This is a genomic window from Streptomyces sp. NPDC008163 (assembly GCF_042956885.1).
GTDB lineage: Bacteria > Actinomycetota > Actinomycetes > Streptomycetales > Streptomycetaceae > Streptomyces > Streptomyces drozdowiczii_A.
This window is the reverse complement of record NZ_JBIBHG010000002.1, coordinates 426602-443438: the sequence shown is the minus strand read 5'-3', so window position 1 is coordinate 443438 and position 16837 is coordinate 426602. Positions and strand designations below refer to the sequence as shown.

17 protein-coding genes are annotated in these 16837 nt (G+C 74.0%); 8 read left to right on the top strand and 9 right to left on the bottom strand.

Annotation, left to right across the window (positions count from 1 at the left end; translation table 11 throughout):
- Positions 1-74 precede the first annotated feature (74 nt).
- Positions 75-440, top strand: a complete 366-nt coding sequence (locus ACFZAT_RS07065) for a nuclear transport factor 2 family protein (protein ID WP_391261231.1) — start codon at positions 75-77, stop codon at positions 438-440.
- A gap of 28 nt (positions 441-468) precedes the next feature.
- Here ACFZAT_RS07065 and ACFZAT_RS07060 read toward each other — a convergent pair whose 3' ends face one another.
- On the bottom strand, positions 469-957 hold the full coding sequence (locus ACFZAT_RS07060; protein WP_391261229.1) for a cupin domain-containing protein: 489 nt from the start codon (positions 955-957) through the stop codon (positions 469-471).
- Positions 958-1064: 107 nt separating this feature from the next.
- Entirely contained in the window at positions 1065-1730 is a 666-nt protein-coding gene (locus ACFZAT_RS07055; protein ID WP_391261225.1) for a winged helix-turn-helix transcriptional regulator, read from the bottom strand.
- An 85-nt stretch (positions 1731-1815) separates the two neighbouring features.
- Between ACFZAT_RS07055 and ACFZAT_RS07050 the strand changes: the two genes are divergently transcribed.
- Positions 1816-3027, top strand: coding sequence for an aminotransferase class I/II-fold pyridoxal phosphate-dependent enzyme (locus ACFZAT_RS07050; RefSeq protein ID WP_391261223.1), 1212 nt, complete (start codon positions 1816-1818; stop codon positions 3025-3027).
- Positions 3028-3387: 360 nt separating this feature from the next.
- On the opposite strand, the gene ACFZAT_RS07045 is transcribed toward ACFZAT_RS07050, so the two are convergent.
- Entirely contained in the window at positions 3388-4119 is a 732-nt protein-coding gene (locus ACFZAT_RS07045; RefSeq protein ID WP_391261221.1) for a hypothetical protein, read from the bottom strand.
- A 205-nt stretch (positions 4120-4324) separates the two neighbouring features.
- Here ACFZAT_RS07045 and ACFZAT_RS07040 point away from each other — a divergent pair, with 205 nt between their 5' ends.
- Entirely contained in the window at positions 4325-4855 is a 531-nt protein-coding gene (locus ACFZAT_RS07040; protein WP_391261218.1) for a DUF3574 domain-containing protein, read from the top strand.
- Between the two features lie 31 nt (positions 4856-4886).
- Here the strand turns inward: ACFZAT_RS07040 and ACFZAT_RS07035 are convergent, their stop codons facing one another.
- On the bottom strand, positions 4887-5396 hold the full coding sequence (locus ACFZAT_RS07035) for an HXXEE domain-containing protein (RefSeq protein WP_391261717.1): 510 nt from the start codon (positions 5394-5396) through the stop codon (positions 4887-4889).
- 117 nt (positions 5397-5513) lie between these two features.
- On the opposite strand from ACFZAT_RS07035, the gene ACFZAT_RS07030 reads away from it, so the two are divergent.
- Positions 5514-6098 (top strand): TetR/AcrR family transcriptional regulator C-terminal ligand-binding domain-containing protein, encoded by a 585-nt coding sequence (locus ACFZAT_RS07030; RefSeq protein WP_391261216.1) that lies wholly within the window; start codon positions 5514-5516, stop codon positions 6096-6098.
- An 18-nt stretch (positions 6099-6116) separates the two neighbouring features.
- Here ACFZAT_RS07030 and ACFZAT_RS07025 read toward each other — a convergent pair whose 3' ends face one another.
- The 3 genes from ACFZAT_RS07025 to ACFZAT_RS07015 all read right to left on the bottom strand — a co-directional run bounded on the left by ACFZAT_RS07025 (position 6117) and on the right by ACFZAT_RS07015 (position 11575).
- Positions 6117-7448 (bottom strand): SWIM zinc finger family protein, encoded by a 1332-nt coding sequence (locus tag ACFZAT_RS07025; protein WP_391261213.1) that lies wholly within the window; start codon positions 7446-7448, stop codon positions 6117-6119.
- A complete protein-coding gene (locus tag ACFZAT_RS07020) occupies positions 7445-10312 on the bottom strand; it encodes an SNF2-related protein (RefSeq protein ID WP_391261210.1) in 2868 nt (955 codons plus the stop codon). The genes ACFZAT_RS07025 and ACFZAT_RS07020 overlap by 4 nt, the downstream gene beginning before the upstream one ends.
- Before the next feature lie 177 nt (positions 10313-10489).
- Positions 10490-11575 (bottom strand): SPFH domain-containing protein, encoded by a 1086-nt coding sequence (locus ACFZAT_RS07015; protein WP_391261207.1) that lies wholly within the window; start codon positions 11573-11575, stop codon positions 10490-10492.
- Positions 11576-11811: 236 nt separating this feature from the next.
- Between ACFZAT_RS07015 and ACFZAT_RS07010 the strand changes: the two genes are divergently transcribed.
- Entirely contained in the window at positions 11812-12159 is a 348-nt protein-coding gene (locus tag ACFZAT_RS07010; RefSeq protein WP_391261204.1) for a hypothetical protein, read from the top strand.
- Positions 12160-12162: 3 nt separating this feature from the next.
- Here ACFZAT_RS07010 and ACFZAT_RS07005 read toward each other — a convergent pair whose 3' ends face one another.
- Together ACFZAT_RS07005 and ACFZAT_RS07000 are read right to left on the bottom strand one after the other, a co-directional pair.
- Positions 12163-12858 (bottom strand): methyltransferase domain-containing protein, encoded by a 696-nt coding sequence (locus ACFZAT_RS07005; protein ID WP_391261201.1) that lies wholly within the window; start codon positions 12856-12858, stop codon positions 12163-12165.
- Positions 12859-12898: 40 nt separating this feature from the next.
- Positions 12899-14134 (bottom strand): helix-turn-helix domain-containing protein, encoded by a 1236-nt coding sequence (locus ACFZAT_RS07000; RefSeq protein WP_391261714.1) that lies wholly within the window; start codon positions 14132-14134, stop codon positions 12899-12901.
- A gap of 151 nt (positions 14135-14285) precedes the next feature.
- Between ACFZAT_RS07000 and ACFZAT_RS06995 the strand changes: the two genes are divergently transcribed.
- The 3 genes from ACFZAT_RS06995 to ACFZAT_RS06985 all read left to right on the top strand — a co-directional run bounded on the left by ACFZAT_RS06995 (position 14286) and on the right by ACFZAT_RS06985 (position 16728).
- A complete protein-coding gene (locus ACFZAT_RS06995; protein ID WP_391261198.1) occupies positions 14286-15188 on the top strand; it encodes a GDSL-type esterase/lipase family protein in 903 nt (300 codons plus the stop codon).
- Between the two features lie 191 nt (positions 15189-15379).
- Positions 15380-15610, top strand: coding sequence for a hypothetical protein (locus ACFZAT_RS06990; RefSeq protein ID WP_391261196.1), 231 nt, complete (start codon positions 15380-15382; stop codon positions 15608-15610).
- Between the two features lie 38 nt (positions 15611-15648).
- Positions 15649-16728, top strand: a complete 1080-nt coding sequence (locus ACFZAT_RS06985) for a tyrosine-protein phosphatase (protein ID WP_391261194.1) — start codon at positions 15649-15651, stop codon at positions 16726-16728.
- The last annotated feature ends 109 nt before the right edge of the window (positions 16729-16837 follow it).

Here is a 16837-nt window from a genome sequence, read left to right as displayed (position 1 = left end):
TCGCGCGTCCCGGCCGGTGGCCGGATGCCGGAATACCGCCGCCCGGATCCGTCGCGAGGATTACGGTCGTGGCCATGGATCTTGAATTCGCTCGTGAGTTCGCGGCGCGCTGGCAGGACGACTGGAACTCCCGCGATCTGGAACGCATTCTGACGCACTATCACGAGGACGTGACCTTCAGCTCCCCGATGATCGCGCGCTTCACCGGCGATCCCTCCGGGACCGTGCGCGGCAAGGACGCCCTGCGGGCGTACTGGAAGCGCGGGCTCGAACTCATCCCGGACCTGGAGTTCGAGGTGATGGACGTCCGGGCGGGCGTCGACACGCTGGTGATCGACTACCGCAACCAGATCGGCGGCCGGGTGTACGAGGTGCTGACCCTCCGCGACGGGCTGGTGATCGCCGGGCTCGGAGCGTACGGGGAGACACTCGCCCGCTGACCTCGGCGGGCGGTGTCCCCCGGGGGTGTCACTTCCCCGGCCCGCACTCCACCGCGTCGGCGTCGTCGGAGAGTTCGCTGCCCTCGGGCAGCAGATACGTCACCCAGAGGACCACGGGCTCGGTGCCCAGGTTGCGTCCGATGTGGCGGTGCTTCTTCCCCGACGGCTCGATGAACGAGGTGCCCGCCGGGGACACCTCCACCGAGCAGTCGTCCAGGGTGCGGGTGAGCGTGCCGGACTTGACGACGGCGATCAGCTGGCCGCTGTGGGTGTGCCAGCCGGTGGAGCCGCCCGGCTCGATGGTGATCGTGCGGAAGGTGACGTCCGCCCGGCCCTTCGGCGCCTTCACCTTCAGCTTGCCCACCGATGTGCCCTTGGCCACGACGGTCGCGGTCACCCCGCTGCCGGGCGTGGCACCGGCCGCCGTGGGCACGAACGCGAGCGCGGCCACGCACCCCGCGACGACGAACCCCCTGCCCAGCCGGCTCTGCCGCACCCGCTGTACGCCGTTCCCCATGGCTCTCTCCCGTCTCGGGTGTCACGGACATCTCAAACGCCCGGACGCTACCCGGAAGAGGACCGCTGGAATCACGCCACCGGCATCCGGCCCAGCCCGGCCGGCTCTCAGCCGCCGCGCAGTTCCTCGGCCAGCGCGCCGTCCCCGGACACCTCGATCCGGCCGTCCTTGACCGCCTGCGCGAACGTCGGCTCACCGCGCCCGAGCGCGAGGCACAGCTCCGCGTCGAGGACGATGCGCGCGTCGGCGCCGGCGGCGGGCCCGCCCCCGTACACCGGCTCACCGGCGGCCACCTCGCCCGTACGGATGTGGAACTCGCCCTCGTCCAGCCGGACATCGAGCACCCCCGTGGCCGCCACCTTCAGGGCGCTCAGCAGCGGGAGCGCGAACCAGTGCGCCCGGACCGCGTCCGTGGGCCGCCGCTCGGTCAGCGCGGGGGCGCCCCACTCGGCGAGCGCGGCAAGCACCGGCAGGAGTCCGTGTCCGCGTGCGGTGAGCGCGTACACCGTGGCGGCGGCCGGGGGCGGGAGCTTGCGGCGCGTGGCGAGGCCGCCCTGCTCCATGTCCTTGAGCCGGGAGGCCAGGACGTCGGTGCTGACGCCGGGCAGGTCGGCGTGGAGATCGGTGTAGCGGCGGGGACCGGCCAGCAGTTCACGGACGATCAGCAACGTCCACCGGTCGCCGACCGCGTCCAGGGCGCGGGCGCCGGCGCAGAACTGGTCGTAACTCCGGCGGCGGGCCGGGCGGGTGGCCGGCTGTGTCTGACGTGGCATGCGACGCAGTCTAGACATGTTGTTGGACTTTCCAAGCCCGAGCTTGGTAAAACCAAGTATCGCAATCGGGTCGGGGAGGCACCGCATGGAATTCCGCCAGTCCAGCAAGCTCAACGAGGTCTGTTACGAGATCCGGGGCCCCGTCATCGAGCACGCCAACGCCCTGGAGGAGGCGGGCCACAGCGTGCTCCGGCTCAACACGGGCAACCCGGCCCTCTTCGGCTTCGAGGCGCCGGAGGAGATCGTCCAGGACATGATCAGGATGCTCCCCCGGGCCCATGGCTACACGGACTCGCGCGGCATCCTGTCCGCCCGGCGCGCCGTGGTCCAGCGCTACCAGGCGATGGGCCTGACCGAGATCGGCGTGGACGACGTCTTCCTCGGCAACGGGGTCTCCGAGCTGATCTCGATGGCCGTCCAGGGGCTCCTGGAGGACGGCGACGAGGTGCTCATCCCGTCCCCGGACTACCCGCTGTGGACGGCGGTCACGACGCTGGCCGGCGGCAAGGCCGTGCACTACACCTGCGACGAGGCGTCCGACTGGAACCCGGACGTCGCCGACATGGCCTCGAAGATCACCGACCGCACCCGCGCCGTCGTGATCATCAACCCCAACAACCCGACCGGGGCCGTCTATCCGCGCGAGGTCCTCTCGGACATCCTCGACCTGGCCCGCAGGCACGGTCTGATGGTGTTCGCGGACGAGATCTACGACCAGATCCTGTACGACGACGCCGAGCACCACAGCGTGGCGGTACTCGCCCCGGACCTGGTCTGCCTCACCTTCAGCGGGCTCTCGAAGACGTACCGGGTGGCCGGATTCCGGTCCGGTTGGATGGTGGTGTCGGGCCCGAAGCAGCACGCCCGCAGCTATCTGGAAGGGCTGACGATGCTGGCCTCGATGCGGCTGTGCCCCAACGCCCCCGCCCAGTACGCCATTCAGGCCGCGCTCGGCGGCCGGCAGTCGATCCGGGACCTGGTGGTGCCCGGGGGCAGGCTGTACGAGCAGCGCGACCGCGCCTGGCAGAAGCTGAACGAGATCCCGGGCGTCTCCTGCGTGAAGCCGAAGGGCGCGCTGTACGCCTTCCCGCGCATCGACCCGAAGGTGCACCCGATCGTGGACGACGAGAAGTTCGTCCTGGACCTGCTGCTGCGCGAGAAGATCCAGGTCGTCCAGGGCACCGGCTTCAACTACCCGCGCCCCGACCACTTCCGCATCCTGACCCTGCCGCACGCGGACGACCTGGACGCCGCGATCAGCCGGATCGGGCGGTTCCTGGCGGGGTACCGGCAGTGAGCCGGCTCCGGATGAGGAGCGGGCCCGGGGGCGTAGCCGGCCCCCGAGCCCTGTGATTGCCGCCTGTGTGGCACGCCGGCACGTTTAAGGTCCCGCATCAGTTTCATGTCGTCGCGTCCTGCCTTTAGACGACCGCGGACCGAAGCTCCACGGGCCGGAGTCGAACCGGCATCTCGACGCCCACGGGCACGGGCCCGTTTGATCCGGCGATAGGCGGCGCATGCTGAGCCTGGAGCGAGAGTCTGAGATTGATCACGGTCTCCACCGGAGAGCCGCTTCGTCACGACAAACTTCAGTTTCAGCTTTGCGCTCCTCGCGCACCCCGACGGCTTCGACGGCCGCCGGGGAATCCATGGTCGGTCACCCGAAGAGGTAACCGAAGACGGCGTCACCCACCCTCTGGTCCGTGACGTCCGCGCCGTTGGCCTCCTCGCGGGCGAACTTGACGGCCTGCTGGAGCTTCTCGACCCGGTCGAGCAGTTCGTTGACCCGGCGCGCGGGCAGCGCCCCGGAGAACTTCACAGTCGTCCAGTAGCCGATCGGCACGTCCTCGTAGTACACCTCGACCTGCGCCGGATGCTTCTCGGTGGCCTCCGCCTTGACGTGGTTGCGGGGCACCTTCTTGGTGCGCAGGGTGCGGACCGGCTCGGTCTTCCAGGCGTCGGTGGACGGGTCCTGGGTCCACGCCTCGGCGGCGTCGAGCACCGGCAGCTTGCGGACGAAGGTGTTCAGGTCGGTGAGCTGCTTCTCCAGGAAGAGCAGGTAGGAGACCGGTACGTCACTCACCAGGACCCGGCCGTCGACCGTCACGTCGGCGCGGGCCGCGCAGTTCGCCCAGTCCTTCGTGGCGGTCACGTCGAAGAGGCGGGTGAGGGTCTTCGCGGTCTCCCTCAGCACGTCCTCGGCCTTGACCTGCACCAGCGTCGACTCGGGCGGCAACTGCTCGCCCTCCTCGTCCTTCGGCTGGTAGGTCCGGGAGATCCCGGCCAGGAGTCCGGCCTTCTGGAGGCCGTGATGCGCCGCCGTCAGGTCCTGGTATGCCTTGGACTTGACGCCCTTCTCCACTGCGATGATCTGATTGAGTTTCGCCACGCCCAGGAAGCTAACAGCGCCAACAGCGCCCGGGCCAAGGGTTTTCCGGTGGTCCGGCCCCGTCCGCGCCCCGGTGTGCGCCCGCCCGATCGGGTGGTTTCCCGGTGCCGCCCGGCTTCCGCCGCCCCGTGCCGGGGCCCGCTTGCGACAGTGAGGCCCGCGCGTCCGCGCGCCTCTCCCCGTATCCGGACCGAAGGGCTCCCCCATGCCTCTCCTGTTCCGCACCGCCGCCGCGAGTGAGCCGGCCGGTTCCCCCGACAGCCGCCGCCCGCACCGGCGGGCCGCGCTCGTCGCCGCCACGGCGGGGCTCGCCGTCCTCGCGGTGGGCACACCCGTCGCGTACGCGACGCTCGGCCCGGGCGCCTCGCCGGAGCCCCGCCCGGCGGTGGCGGAGGCCGTGCGGGGGAAGGACTACGTCGAGACCCGGCTGCTCTTCGGCACCGAACGCCCGGACGGGGGGCCGGAGGTGACCGACCGGCAGTTCCTCGCCTTCGTCGACGAGGAGGTCACCCCGCGCTTCCCGAACGGGCTGACCATCCAGGACGGCCGGGGCCAGTGGCGCGACTCCCACGGCGTCGTCGAACGCGAGCGCAGCTACGAGCTGACCCTGCTCTACCCGGCCTCCGAGGCGCGGTTGCGCGGCCGCCAGATCGAGCGCATCCGCGACGCGTACGAGAAGGAGTACGCCCAGGAGTCGGTCGGCCGGCTGGAGGAGCGGGTGACGGCCGACTTCTGAGGGACCGGCTTCGCGAGCCGGCCCGGTCGTGTCACGCGCCGGTCGTACGAGGCCGGGCCAGCACCCGGGCCGCCGCGTGCGCGCCCGCCACGGCGGCCGGGAGGAGCGCCAGTCCGGCCGCCGCCTCGCGGGCGCCGCCGACCGGAATGCCCGCCGCCCGCAGCCGGCGCAGCGCCCAGAGCGCGTACGGGATGACCACGGTCGGCGAGGTGGCCACGCCCGGGGTGTATCCGCCGTACGCCGCCGACTGGGCGAGGTGCACCACCCCGTGGAGCCCGAATCCGGCCAGGACGGTGCGGAAGAAGGGGCTGCGGCCGCCCGTGCGCGCCCCGTCGGCGGCGGCCGCCGCGATGAGCACGCCCATCAGGCCGATGGCCGTGTTCACCTCGCGCTGCGAGAGGTCCGCCCGGTCCCACACCCGGTCGGGCACCCGGGGCAGCCGCTTCCGGAGCCTCGGCCGGGCGGTCCGGAGCCAGCCCGCCGTGGTGGCGATCTCCTCCAGGTCGTTGGCCGCCCAGGCGGCCAGCAGCCCCCAGGTCACCGCTCCGGAGACCCTGTCGTGGCCTTTCACGGCATCCCCCAACGTGTTGTGTGCCGACGGTCGGCCGCAGCCTATAATGCAACGCAACGTTGCGTTGCACTTTTCTCCGGAGCCGCCATGTCCGCCCCTCCCCCGCACCCCCGCCCCGAGAAGGGCCCCCGCGCCGCCGAGGCGATCTTCGACGCGACGCTGCGGCTGCTCGCCGGGCGCGGGTACGCGGGGCTCACGATCGAGGCCGTCGCCCAGGAGGCGGGGGTCAACAAGACGACGATCTACCGCTGGTGGCCGTCGAAGGCGGCGCTGCTGCGGGCGGCGCTGCTCCGGGCCCCGGTGCTGGACATCGACATCCCCGACACCGGTTCGCTGCGCGGGGACCTGATCGCCCTCACGGAGCAGATGACCGCCCTGGTCACCGGCGTACGGACCCGCGCGATCGTGCGGGCCCTGGCCTCCGGGACCGGGCTGGCCGAAGACGAGCTCGCCGCGCTGGCCCGGGACTTCTTCGCGGACCGGTTCGCGCGCGAGCAGCCCGTTTTCGCCCGCGCCGCCGCACGCGGCGAGCTGCCGCCGGGGGCCGACCCGAAGCTGCTGCTCGACCTGATCGCGGGGGCCGTGTGGGTGCGGGCGGCGCTCAGGAACGAGCCCGTACCGCCCGGGTTCGCCGCCGCCGTGGTCGACGCGGTGCTGCCCGGGACCGGCTGAGCGGGGCGTCGCTGCTCCTCAGGCGCCGGTCAGCTCCAGGAGGGCGCCGACCGGGTCGTGGTCCGGGGCGGCGCGCGGCCACCACTCGTCCTGGCCCGGGTCCGACTCGTAGCCGTACCAGCGGCCGTCCCGGCCGAAGCGGAGCTGGAGGGCGCCGCCGGGGTGCGTGAGGTGGTTGCGCCAGGGCTGGAAGCGGGGGAAACCGGCGGCGGCGAGGGCCGGGCGGGCGCGGTCGAACGGGCCCGCCGGGGGGTCCCACGGGGTCTCCAGGACCGCGAGCCCCTCGGCCCCGCCCTGCCGCCAGGCGGCCACGGCGCGGGCCAGGTCCGTGGTGTTGCGGCCGGTGGCGGAGGCCAGCTCCCGGTAGAGGGCGCGGGTGGTCGCGGTGAGCCCGGCGGTGGGTCCGGCGGCGGCGAGACGGACGGCGTCCTGCCAGGTGGTGAGCCCGGCGAGCGGGTCGTGGCCGGTGGTCAGCAGGGCGTGGGCGCGGGCCGCCGCGTCGGTGGCGAGCTGGTCCAGGGCGAGCGGGTCCCGGGCGCCGGGGAGGGCCGGGTAGGCGGGCGGGCGGCCCGGATGCGGGTCGGTGGGGAGGGGGGCGGGCAGCGGGGGCAGGAAGCGGCCGGCCAGCGCCTCGTCGGCGGGGACGGACGGGGTGTCGGGGGCAGGGGGCCGCTCCCGGGCGGAGTGCGCGGCGTTGCGCCGGGCCAGCTCCTCCAGGAGTGCGCGCTCGCCCCGGCCGCGCAGCAGGAGCAGGACGAACGGGTCGGTGTCCAGCAGGAGGGCCAGCTGATAGCTGAGGGCCGCGACGTGCTTGCAGGGCCTGCCCCGGTCGGGGCAGGTGCAGGCGGGGTCCAGGTCGCCCGGGGCGGGCAGCAGGGTCATGCCGGCGTCGGTCGCCGTGTCGGCCAGGGAGTGCGGCATCTCCTTGGCGAGGAGCGCGGCGAGGTGGCCGGGGCGGGCGGCGACCGCGTCGAGCAGGGTGTCCCAGTCGGGGTCGGCGAAGGTGCGCAGCCGCAGCTCCGCGCGGTACGGGCGGGGGCGGCTGCCGTGCACGTAGGCGACGACGTGCCCCGGTGTCACGGTGATCGCGGCGACGTGGCCGCCGTCCGCGTAGTCCCGGCCCCGGGCGAGGCGGGGGCCGTCCATCGACAGGGATTCGAGCGCCGCCACCCAGGCCCGGCCCCACCAGCTCTCCGCGAACGGCTCGCCCTCCCCGGAGGTGCGGGCCGGCACCGCCTCGAAGGTGCGCCGCAGGTCGTCGGGGCCGGGCCGGGAGCGGGCGCCGGGGCGGGCGGCGAGCGGTCCGGTGGTGGGGCGGGGGGCGCCGGACCGGCGGGCGGCGGGGCTCATGACGGCCTCCGGAGGGAGACGAGGTCGGCCAGGTCGCGGTCGCTCAGCTCGGTGAGCGCGCTCTCGCCGCTGCCGAGGACGGCGTCGGCCAGCGCCCGCTTGGCGAGCAGCATCTCGCCGATCCGGTCCTCCACCGTGCCCTCGGCGATCAGCCGGTGGACCTGGACGGGCTGGGTCTGGCCGATGCGGTAGGCCCGGTCCGTGGCCTGTTCCTCGACCGCCGGGTTCCACCAGCGGTCGTAGTGGATGACATGGGCGGCCCGGGTGAGGTTGAGGCCGGTGCCGGCCGCCTTGAGGGAGAGCAGGAAGACCGGGACCTCGCCGGACTGGAAGCGGTCCACCATCCGTTCCCGCTCGGGCACCGGGGTGCCGCCGTGCAGGAGCTGGGAGGGGATCGCGCGGGCGGTCAGATGGGCGGAGAGCAGCCGGGCCATCGTCACGTACTGGGTGAAGACCAGCACGGAGCCGTCCTCGGCGAGGATCGTGTCGAGCAGTTCGTCGAGGAGGGCGAGCTTGCCGGAGCGTCCGGTGAGCCGGGCGGCGTCCTCCTTCAGATACTGCGCGGGGTGGTTGCAGATCTGCTTGAGCGAGGCGAGCAGCTTCATGATCAGGCCGCGCCGGGCGATGCCCTCGGACGCTTCGATGTACGCCATGGTCTCGCGCACCGTGGCCTCGTACAGCGTGGCCTGCTCACGGGTGAGGAAGACGGGGTGGTCGGTCTCCGTCTTGGGCGGCAGCTCGGGCGCGATCCCCGGGTCGGACTTCTTGCGGCGCAGCAGGAACGGCCGGACGAGACGGGACAGCCGCTCGACCGCCTCGTCATTGCCGAGGCCGGCCGCCGTGCCGGTGTTCTCCACGATCCGGGCGTGCCGGGCCCGGAACGCCTTGAGCGGGCCGAGCAGTCCGGGCGTGGTCCAGTCGAGCAGCGCCCACAGCTCGGAGAGGTTGTTCTCGACGGGGGTGCCGGTGAGGGCGACGCGCGCCGGGGACGGGATGGTGCGCAGGGCCTTCGCGGTGGAGGAGTGGGGGTTCTTGACGTGCTGGGCCTCGTCGGCGACGACCAGCCCCCAGCCGTGGGCGGCCAGCTCGGCGGCGCTGGAGCGCATCGTGCCGTACGTGGTGAGGACGAAGCCCCGGTCCGCCCCGGCGAGGGTGCGGCCGGTGCCGTGGAACCGGCGCACGGGCACGCCGGGGGCGAAGCGGTTGATCTCGCGGTGCCAGTTGCCCAGCAGGGAGGCGGGGCAGATGACCAGCGTGGGCGCGGGGTGGGCGCGGTGGAGGTGGAGGGCGATCAGGGTGATCGTCTTGCCGAGGCCCATGTCGTCGGCGAGGCAGCCGCCGAGGCCGAGGGAGGTCATCCGGTCCAGCCAGGCGAGGCCGCGCAGCTGGTAGTCCCGGAGCGTGGCGTGGAGTCCGGGCGGCGGGGCGAGTGCGGTGTCCTCGGTGAGGAGGCGGGTGCGCAGCTCCGCGAGCGCCCCGGCGGGCACCGCCTCGACCTGCTCGCCGTCCACCTCGGCGCTGCCGGTGAGGGCGACGGCGAGGGCGTCCACGGGGTCGAGCAGGCCCAGCTCCCGCTTGCGGGCCTTGCGGACGAGCGCGGGGTCCACGACGACCCACTGGTCCCGCAGCCGGACCACGGGGCGGTGGGCCTCGGCGAGCACGTCCATCTCGGCATCGGTGAGCCGCTCGTCGCCGAGCGAGAGCTGCCAGTCGAACGCGAAGAGCTGTTCGGCGTCGAAGAACGCGGTGCCGTCCGTGGCCGTCCCCGGCGCGGGCCTGACCACGGCTGCGGCGGTGAGGGTGCGGGCCAGCTCCCGGGGCCAGTGGACGCTCACCCCGGCGGCGGCGAGCCGGCTCCCGGCCTCGCCGAGGAGTTCGTACAGCTCGTCCTCGCCCAGGGCCAGCACATCGGGGACCGGCTGGTCCAGGAGCCGTTCGAGCGGGGCCCAGACACGGGCCGCGCGGCGCAGGGCGAGCGCGGTGTCGACCCGGGCCCGGGGCCCGAAGGGCTCGCCGGTCTCTCCGGCCCACAGGGCGGCGGCGTCGACCACGTAGGTGGGGTCGGCGAGGCTGTGCACCTGGGTGACCGCGGCGGCGGCGTGCCGCTCGGGGCTGCCCGCCGTCCCGTCCTCGTCGGGCCCGGTCGTGTCGAAGAGTTCGTACGCGGAGAGGTCCAGGCGGAGCGACACCCGGACCCCGGCGTCCAGGCCCGAGGCGACCTCGACGGCCCATTCGCGGGCGCCGGGCAGGTGCTGGGGCTCGGCCGCCGCGAAGGGGGCGCCCACGGCGAACGCGGCGGCGGGCGTCCGGGGCAGCGTGTCGGCGACGGCGTCGAGGAAGGCGCCGATCAGCGCCTCCGGGTCGGGCAGCCGGGGCGGGCTCAGGCCGGGCAGCGGGACGGCGTGCCCCTCCCAGGGCAGGGCGGCGGCCACCGCGCGCAGGTGGGCGACGTCCCTCGCGTCGCGCGGTCCTGCCCGCCAGGCGTCCTGGTCGTCGGCGGTCAGCCCGGGGAGCATGCGGCCGCCGGCGACCAGGTGCAGCGCGTGCAGGGCGGCGGCGCCCCAGGCGCGGGTCGCCGGGTGGGCGGAGCGCAGGTGGCGGGCGCGGGCGAGCAGGGGCAGGGCGTCGGCGACGGTGAGCAGGAGCGCGGGCACGGTCTGCGGGCGGAACCGGCCCCCGGGGCCGTGCGGCCGGACGACCGTGATCTCCCCGCTCCGGGCGCCGGCGGTCCCGGGGAGCGGGGCGTCGAGCGGATCCCAGAAGGCGACGCGGCCCCGGCGCGGTGGCGTACCGGGCAGGAAGACCGCGGCGCAGCGCGCCAGACGGCTGTCGTCGGCGTCCCGCGGCGGCGGTGCGGTGCCCATCGGTCCCTCCCCTCGCGTGCTTCGTCCCTGGTCAGCACGGATCGTCCGTACCGGTCCCTCTGCCCGGCGAGTCTAGGCGGGGGGTCTGACAACGACCCGGACACGGGCCCGGCCGCCGCCGTCCCCGCAGCTCGTACGGGTCGGACGACGGCCGGGGAGCGACCGCGCGGAGCGGTGTCAGTGGTGCGCGTACGGCTTCGGGGCGGCGGCCGGACGCGGGTCCGGCGTACCGGGGTCCGGGGTCCATTCGCCGTCCGGGGCGGGCGTACCGGGGTCCGGAGTCCGAGCACCGTCCGGAGCCGGCGTACCGGAGCCCGTCGGCCGCGCGCCGTCCGGGGCGGACGTACCGGAGTCCGTCGGCCGCGCGCCGTCCTGGGCGGACGTACCGGAGTCCGGAGTCCGAGCACCGTCCTGGGCGGACGTACCGGGGTTCCCGGCCGCCCCCACCTGCGCACCGGCGTCCGGCGCCTGCGCGACCTCGGCGGCGGGCGCCCCCGGCGCCCCCTGCTGGGCCCGTTCCAGGAACCGCAGCAGCTCCACCGGGAACGGCAGGACCAGCGTGGAGTTCTTCTCGGCCGCCACGGCGACCACGGTCTGGAGCAGTCGCAGCTGGAGCGCGGCGGGCTGGGTGGACATCTCGGAGGCCGCCTCGGCCAGCTTCTTGGACGCCTGGAGTTCCGCGTCCGCGTTGATGACCCGGGCGCGCCGCTCACGGTCGGCCTCGGCCTGGCGGGCCATGGAGCGTTTCATGGTCTCCGGCAGCGAGACGTCCTTGATCTCGACCCGGTCGATCTGGACACCCCAGCCGACCGCGGGGCTGTCGATCATCAGCTCCAGGCCCTGGTTCAGCTTCTCGCGGTTGGAGAGGAGGTCGTCCAGATCACTCTTGCCGATGATGGAACGCAGGGACGTCTGCGCCATCTGCGAGACCGCGAAGCGGTAGTCCTCGACCTCCACGACCGCGCTCGCCGGGTCGACCACCTTGAAGTAGATGACGGCGTCCACCCGAACCGTGACGTTGTCCCTGGTGATCCCGTCCTGGGCCGGGACGGGCATGGTCACGATCTGCATGTTGACCTTGCGCAGCCGGTCGACGCCCGGGAGCACCATGGTGAACCCCGGTGGGCGCACCTCGTCCCGGAGCCGGCCCAGTCTGAGGACCACGCCCCGTTCGTACTGCCTGACGACCCTGGCGGCCGCCGCCAGGTACAGGGCGCCCACCGCCGCTGCCGCGACCACCGCGATCAAGAGGTCCTGGACCATGACGGCCCCCTGCCAGCCGGACGACCCCGGCTCTCGGCACCGCACCTCTTCGTGCGCTATTACCACGGTATGCCCGGTTCCGCTCCGGGTCGAACCCCTTCGGATCGGCCGGGCGTGGTCGCGCTCCCCCGCCCGGCCGCCTCCCGGATGCCGGGGGCCGGGGAAGCGGGCAGGGTGAGCGGCACCGGCACGTACACCCGCGGTGTGCGTGGTGACGAGAAGACGAGGATCCGCCCATGCCCGTGATCGACCGCCGACGCCGCCGGCTCGGCATCGCCGCCCAGGCCGTGTTCCTGACCCTCACCGTCGCAGGCTGTTCGGGCCTCGGCCGGACCGCGGTCGGCCCGGTCATCTACACGACCGAGCGGGACGCCGTGATCGAGGTGAACAGCCCCTCGGTCAAGGGCTGCCACCGGCTCGCCCCGGCCGGTGCGAAGGAGGTGGCCAACGAGACCCTGGTCGACATCGTGCTGTACCGGACGCCGAACTGCACCGGCCCGGGCACCACGTACCTCGCGACCACCTTCTCGGACGTCAACGCGCCGAACGCGCGCCCCTGGCGCAGCTTCAGCACCATCCACTGACCGCTATACGGGCACCGCCCGCACCCAGACGCCGTCGTCCGTGAGACAGCGGTCCACCTTCAGGCCCGCCGCCGCCAGGTGCCCCTCGAACGCCTCCTTCGTCAGCGGCCGGGCCCGGAAGGTCTGCGTCCACCTGGCGTCCGCGAACTCGTACTCCGCGCGGACCGAGCGCACCCCGTCGCCGACCGGCTCCGAGGAGACGATGCGCACCGTGTAGCCGGCGGGGTGGACGCGTTCGCGCGGGAGCGCGTCGTGGTAGTCCGCCCCCTCGCGCTGGATGAGCACCACGCCTCCGTCGCGTACGTACCGGCGGCAGGTCCGCAGCAGGCCGTCGCGCACCGCGTGGTCGCCCGCGTGCACCAGGAACGACGCGAGCATCACGACGTCGAACGTCTCGTCGCCCAGATCCAGCGATTCGATCGGGCCGCACACCGTCCGCGCGCCGCGCACCCGCTCCAGCATCTGCGGCGACTCGTCCACGGCGGTGATCCGGAAGCCTCGTTCGACCAGCGAGTGCGTCATCCGGCCCGCCCCGCAGCCCAGTTCCAGGATGTGCGCGCCGGCCGGAACCGCCGCCTCGATCACGTCCGGTTCGTCGCCCACGGCCAGTCGGGTGTACAGCTCGACCGCGCAGCCGTCCGGAGTGATCGCACCCGGTCCGGTCCCCGCATAACCCTCGCGTACCAGTCGTCCGCTCATGTCTGCCGAACGACCGTACGGGGGCGGCCGTTCCCGCCCCTCAGACCGAGCGGCGCGCGACCAGGGCGGCGCTCAGGTGCTGGAGGTCGGCGGGGCGGGCCGGGGAGAGGCCGGTGAGGCGGTCGATGCGGCGGATGCGGTAGTCGACGGTGTTGGGGTGGACGTGCAGCGCCGCCGCGGCGGCCCGGCGGTCGAGGCCGTGTCCGAGGTACGTCTCCAGCGTGTGCAGCAGCTCCGGCTTGGCGTCCAGCGGGCTCAGCAGCCCGGCGAGCCCGCGCAGCGCCTCGCTCGGCCGGCTCAGCTGGTACTCCAGGAGCACGTCGGACAGCCGGTAGAGGCCGGGGGCCCGGCCGGTGCGGGCGACCAGGTCCACGATCTCGGCGTTACGGGCCACCGCCGCCGGCACCCCGTCCGGCGAGGCGGTCTCGGCGGCGGCCGTGACCGGGACCCCCGCCGCCCGGGTCGCCTCGGCGATCAGGGCGCGCAGCCCGCCGGGCCCGTCCCACGGCGGCGGCTCCGCGACGGGCAGCAGCACGGTGCCGCCGGACGCGTCCAGGGCGGTCAGCGCGGGGGTCCCGGCGAACCGGTCGAGGGCCGTCCGGATGCGCCGTATCTTCCGCCGGGCGGCCACGCCCGCGCCCGCCCCGGAGCCGGATCCCGCCCCCTGCGCCGGTCCCGCCCCCGCCTCGTCCGGGTGCGGGGCCAGCGCGAGGGTCATCGTCAGGTAGCGGGCGGCCGGGCGCAGGCCGGTGCGGCGGGTGAAGCCGTCCAGGTCCTCACCGGTCAGCAGCGCGGCCATCAGCGCGTGCCGGCCGCCGTGCTCCTGGCTGTCCAGGATCTGCCGGGCCTCCAGGTAGGCGCCGCTCACCGCGGAGGTCAGCTGCTGCTGGAGGACGAGGATGCGGTCCATGATCTCCAGCACGGCGGGCAGGTCCCCGGGCCCGGCGTCCTGCGCGGTCTCCTCCCAGCACATCGCGACGCCGACCTGGTAGGCGGTGAGGATGGCGTCCAGCGGCACGCCCTCCTCGGCGCGCTGGGCCGCCGAGTCGCGCTGCTGGGCGAGTTCGCCGTCGGTGGCGGCCCTGCGGTGTTCGAGTACGTCCGCGAAGAGCCGCAGATTGTGCTGGACGATGTCCGCGATGTCGCCCGCGATCTCCTCGTGCGGCAGCTCCGCGTAGACCGGGAGGTCGCTGAGAAGGCGGGCGACCACCCGGGTGGTCAGGGCGGGGACGCGGGCCCGCAGCCTTACCGCCACCGGACGTCCGGCGATGGCCAACGGCCGCTGCCCGGCGGCCCGTTCTTTGTCACGCGTCACAAAAGCCCCCGGCGAAGTCTGCGTTACCCACCAGTTAAACGACGGCGTTCGAGTCTGCATGATGACCGGCGACACCCGCCATGCCCCCACTCATAGCGCACCGGAGGTCGTCGTGAACTCGTCCAGCAATAAGACGTTCTGTCGTACTGTCAGGGGAGCCGCCACCGCCGTGGCCCTGGCCTCCCTGGCCGTCGGCACCACCGCCTCCGGCGCCTGGGCGGCGAGCGCCGACGCCCCCGTGCAGTACGTGGCGCTCGGTGACTCGATGGCCTCCGGGCCACTCATCCCGGGCATCACCGGACCGCTGGCCTGCGGCCGTTCCACGCACAACTACACGCACGAGCTGGCGGCGAGCATCGGCGCCTCGCTGCGCGACGTCACGTGCAGCGGGGCCCAGTCCAAGCACATGACGGAGAAGCAGCCGCTGTCGCTGCTCGACGTGCCGATGGGCTCGGCGGCGCCCCAGTTCGACGCGCTGCGCGCCGACACCGACCTGGTGACCCTCACCATCGGCGGCAACGACGCCGGGCTCGTCGGCATCGCGCAGGACTGCATGCAGCTCGACCCGACCGCGACCCCGTGCAAGGACAAGCTGACCGAGGGCGGGGTCGACCAGGTGGCGCAGCGGATCGACGCCTTCGCGCCTCGCCTCGCAGCCGTACTCGACGGAATCCACCAGCGGTCGCCGCACGCCAGGGTCCTCGTGACGGGATACGGGCTCTACATCAAGCCGGGCGGCTGCTGGCCGTTGCAGCCCGTGCTGCCGGTCGACGCCGACTTCCTCCAGGGCAGCGTCGACCGGATGAACGCGGTGATCGCCGAGCAGAGCGCCGCGCACGGCGCGGAGTACATCGACGTGGCCACGCCGAGCAAGGGCCACGACGCCTGCCAGGCCCCTGCCGACAAGTGGGTCGAGGGGTACGTGCCGACCGCTTCGGCCGCCCCGCTGCACCCGAACCAGCGGGGCGAGGCCGCCTACGCGCGCATCATCGGCGCCCACCTCCAGGGGAGCTGAGCCGTACGGCAGCGGGTGCTCGACGGGCTGCTCGTGGTGGTGTTCGGCGCAGCCGCGCTGCTCGCCCCGCTCGCCCACGCGGCCCCGGCGGACCCCTCCCCGGCCCGGGGCCGCGCCCCGCCGAGTGCCTGCTGCCGTTCCCCGACGACTGGTACACCCGGCCGGACCCGAGCACCGGCACGGGCCGCCGGGTGGCCTCCGACGCCTCGGTGCCACCCGGGCCCGCGACCGTCCGGGACAGCGGTACGCCCGCGCCCCCGGCGACCGACACCCCGCCCGCCGGACCGGCGTACGGGCACGACTCGCACGAAGATCCCCGCGACTCGCCCGCCGCCCGTCAGCAGAAGGCCACCTTCCTGACCACCGGCCGGGGCATCAATGTCTGCGGCACCACCCCGTGCAGCGCCACCCCGACCTCCTGACGCCTCCCCCGCCCCACAGGGCCACGACAAGGAGCACCATGCGTACGCACCGCATCGCCGGAGCCGTCCTCGCCACCGCCCTCCTCACCGGCACGGTCATGGCCCCGGCCGCCCTCGCCGCGCCCCCGGCGGCCACGGCGTCCGCCACGCAGTCCGCCGTACCGTTCACGGCCGCCACCGCCACCCGCACCGCCGACGGCGGCCACACCCTGTCCTGGGCCTCGCCCGCCGGATCGGTGACCGTCACCGCCGTCACCTCGCCCGACGCCACCACCGGCACCGCGCTCGGGACGGCCTCCGGCACCGGCTCGCTGACCGTCGCCCCGGGCACGCTCCCGGAGGCCGGGCGCTGGTACTTCCGGCTGGTCCCGGACAGCGGCAGCCCGCTCGTCGTCGCCGACCGCTCACTCGGCCTGGCGTCCGCCCGCAACTTCCGGGACATCGGCGGCTACCGCACCACGGACGGGCACTGGGTCCGCCCGGGCCTGGTCTACCGCTCCAACAAGCTGAGCGGTCTCACCGACGCCGAGCAGCAGCGACTGGTCTCCCAGAAGCTCACGCTCGACGTGGACCTGCGCAACGCCCAGGAACGCCACGACGACCCGGACCGGCTGCCCGCCGGAGTGCGCTACCAGGTCGCGGACGTCGTCTCGCTCGCCCACGGCATCCGCTTCCACGACTCCGCCCTGATGACCCTCGCGGAGGCCATCGCCGCCGGGCTCTTCTCCGGCTCCTCGGACCTCGGTCAGTCCATCGGCTACCCGTTCATGGTCAACTTCGTGGGCGCGGACCACGCCTTCCGCGACCTCGTCACGGCGGTCGCCACGAACACCTCCGGCGCCACGGTCTTCCACTGCAGCGCGGGCAAGGACCGCACCGGCTGGGGCACGGCCGTCCTGCTCACCCTGCTCGGTGTCCCCCGGGCCACGGTCGAGGCGGACTTCCTGGCCAGCAACCAGTACACCGGCGACCCGAAGGCCGTGGAGCTGAGCTGGCTGCGCGCCGCGTACGCCGAGGTGGACCAGATCTACGGCGACTTCGACACGTACGTACGGGAGGGGCTGAAGCTCGACGCGGCGACCGTGGCGGCGCTGCGGACGAAGCTGCTGACCGACTGACCGGGGGCCCGTGGCCGGAAATCAGCGCCCCGGGCAGCGGTCCGGCGGCCACGCGACGGCATGCTCGGACTCCAGGCACAGGTCGTCGGCACCCGCCGTCTCACGCCGT

What these genes read in the sequence shown, in the direction of transcription:
- ACFZAT_RS07065 (WP_391261231.1), top strand. Translation starts at nt 75, where the DNA reads ATGGATCTTGAATTCGCTCGTGAGTTCGCGGCGCGCTGGCAGGACGAC.
- ACFZAT_RS07060 (WP_391261229.1), bottom strand. Translation starts at nt 957, where the DNA reads ATGGGGAACGGCGTACAGCGGGTGCGGCAGAGCCGGCTGGGCAGGGGG.
- ACFZAT_RS07055 (WP_391261225.1), bottom strand. Translation starts at nt 1,730, where the DNA reads ATGCCACGTCAGACACAGCCGGCCACCCGCCCGGCCCGCCGCCGGAGT.
- ACFZAT_RS07050 (WP_391261223.1), top strand. Translation starts at nt 1,816, where the DNA reads ATGGAATTCCGCCAGTCCAGCAAGCTCAACGAGGTCTGTTACGAGATC.
- ACFZAT_RS07040 (WP_391261218.1), top strand. Translation starts at nt 4,325, where the DNA reads ATGCCTCTCCTGTTCCGCACCGCCGCCGCGAGTGAGCCGGCCGGTTCC.
- ACFZAT_RS07030 (WP_391261216.1), top strand. Translation starts at nt 5,514, where the DNA reads ATGTCCGCCCCTCCCCCGCACCCCCGCCCCGAGAAGGGCCCCCGCGCC.
- ACFZAT_RS07025 (WP_391261213.1), bottom strand. Translation starts at nt 7,448, where the DNA reads ATGAGCCCCGCCGCCCGCCGGTCCGGCGCCCCCCGCCCCACCACCGGA.
- ACFZAT_RS07020 (WP_391261210.1), bottom strand. Translation starts at nt 10,312, where the DNA reads ATGGGCACCGCACCGCCGCCGCGGGACGCCGACGACAGCCGTCTGGCG.
- ACFZAT_RS07015 (WP_391261207.1), bottom strand. Translation starts at nt 11,575, where the DNA reads ATGGTCCAGGACCTCTTGATCGCGGTGGTCGCGGCAGCGGCGGTGGGC.
- ACFZAT_RS07010 (WP_391261204.1), top strand. Translation starts at nt 11,812, where the DNA reads ATGCCCGTGATCGACCGCCGACGCCGCCGGCTCGGCATCGCCGCCCAG.
- ACFZAT_RS07005 (WP_391261201.1), bottom strand. Translation starts at nt 12,858, where the DNA reads ATGAGCGGACGACTGGTACGCGAGGGTTATGCGGGGACCGGACCGGGT.
- ACFZAT_RS06985 (WP_391261194.1), top strand. Translation starts at nt 15,649, where the DNA reads ATGCGTACGCACCGCATCGCCGGAGCCGTCCTCGCCACCGCCCTCCTC.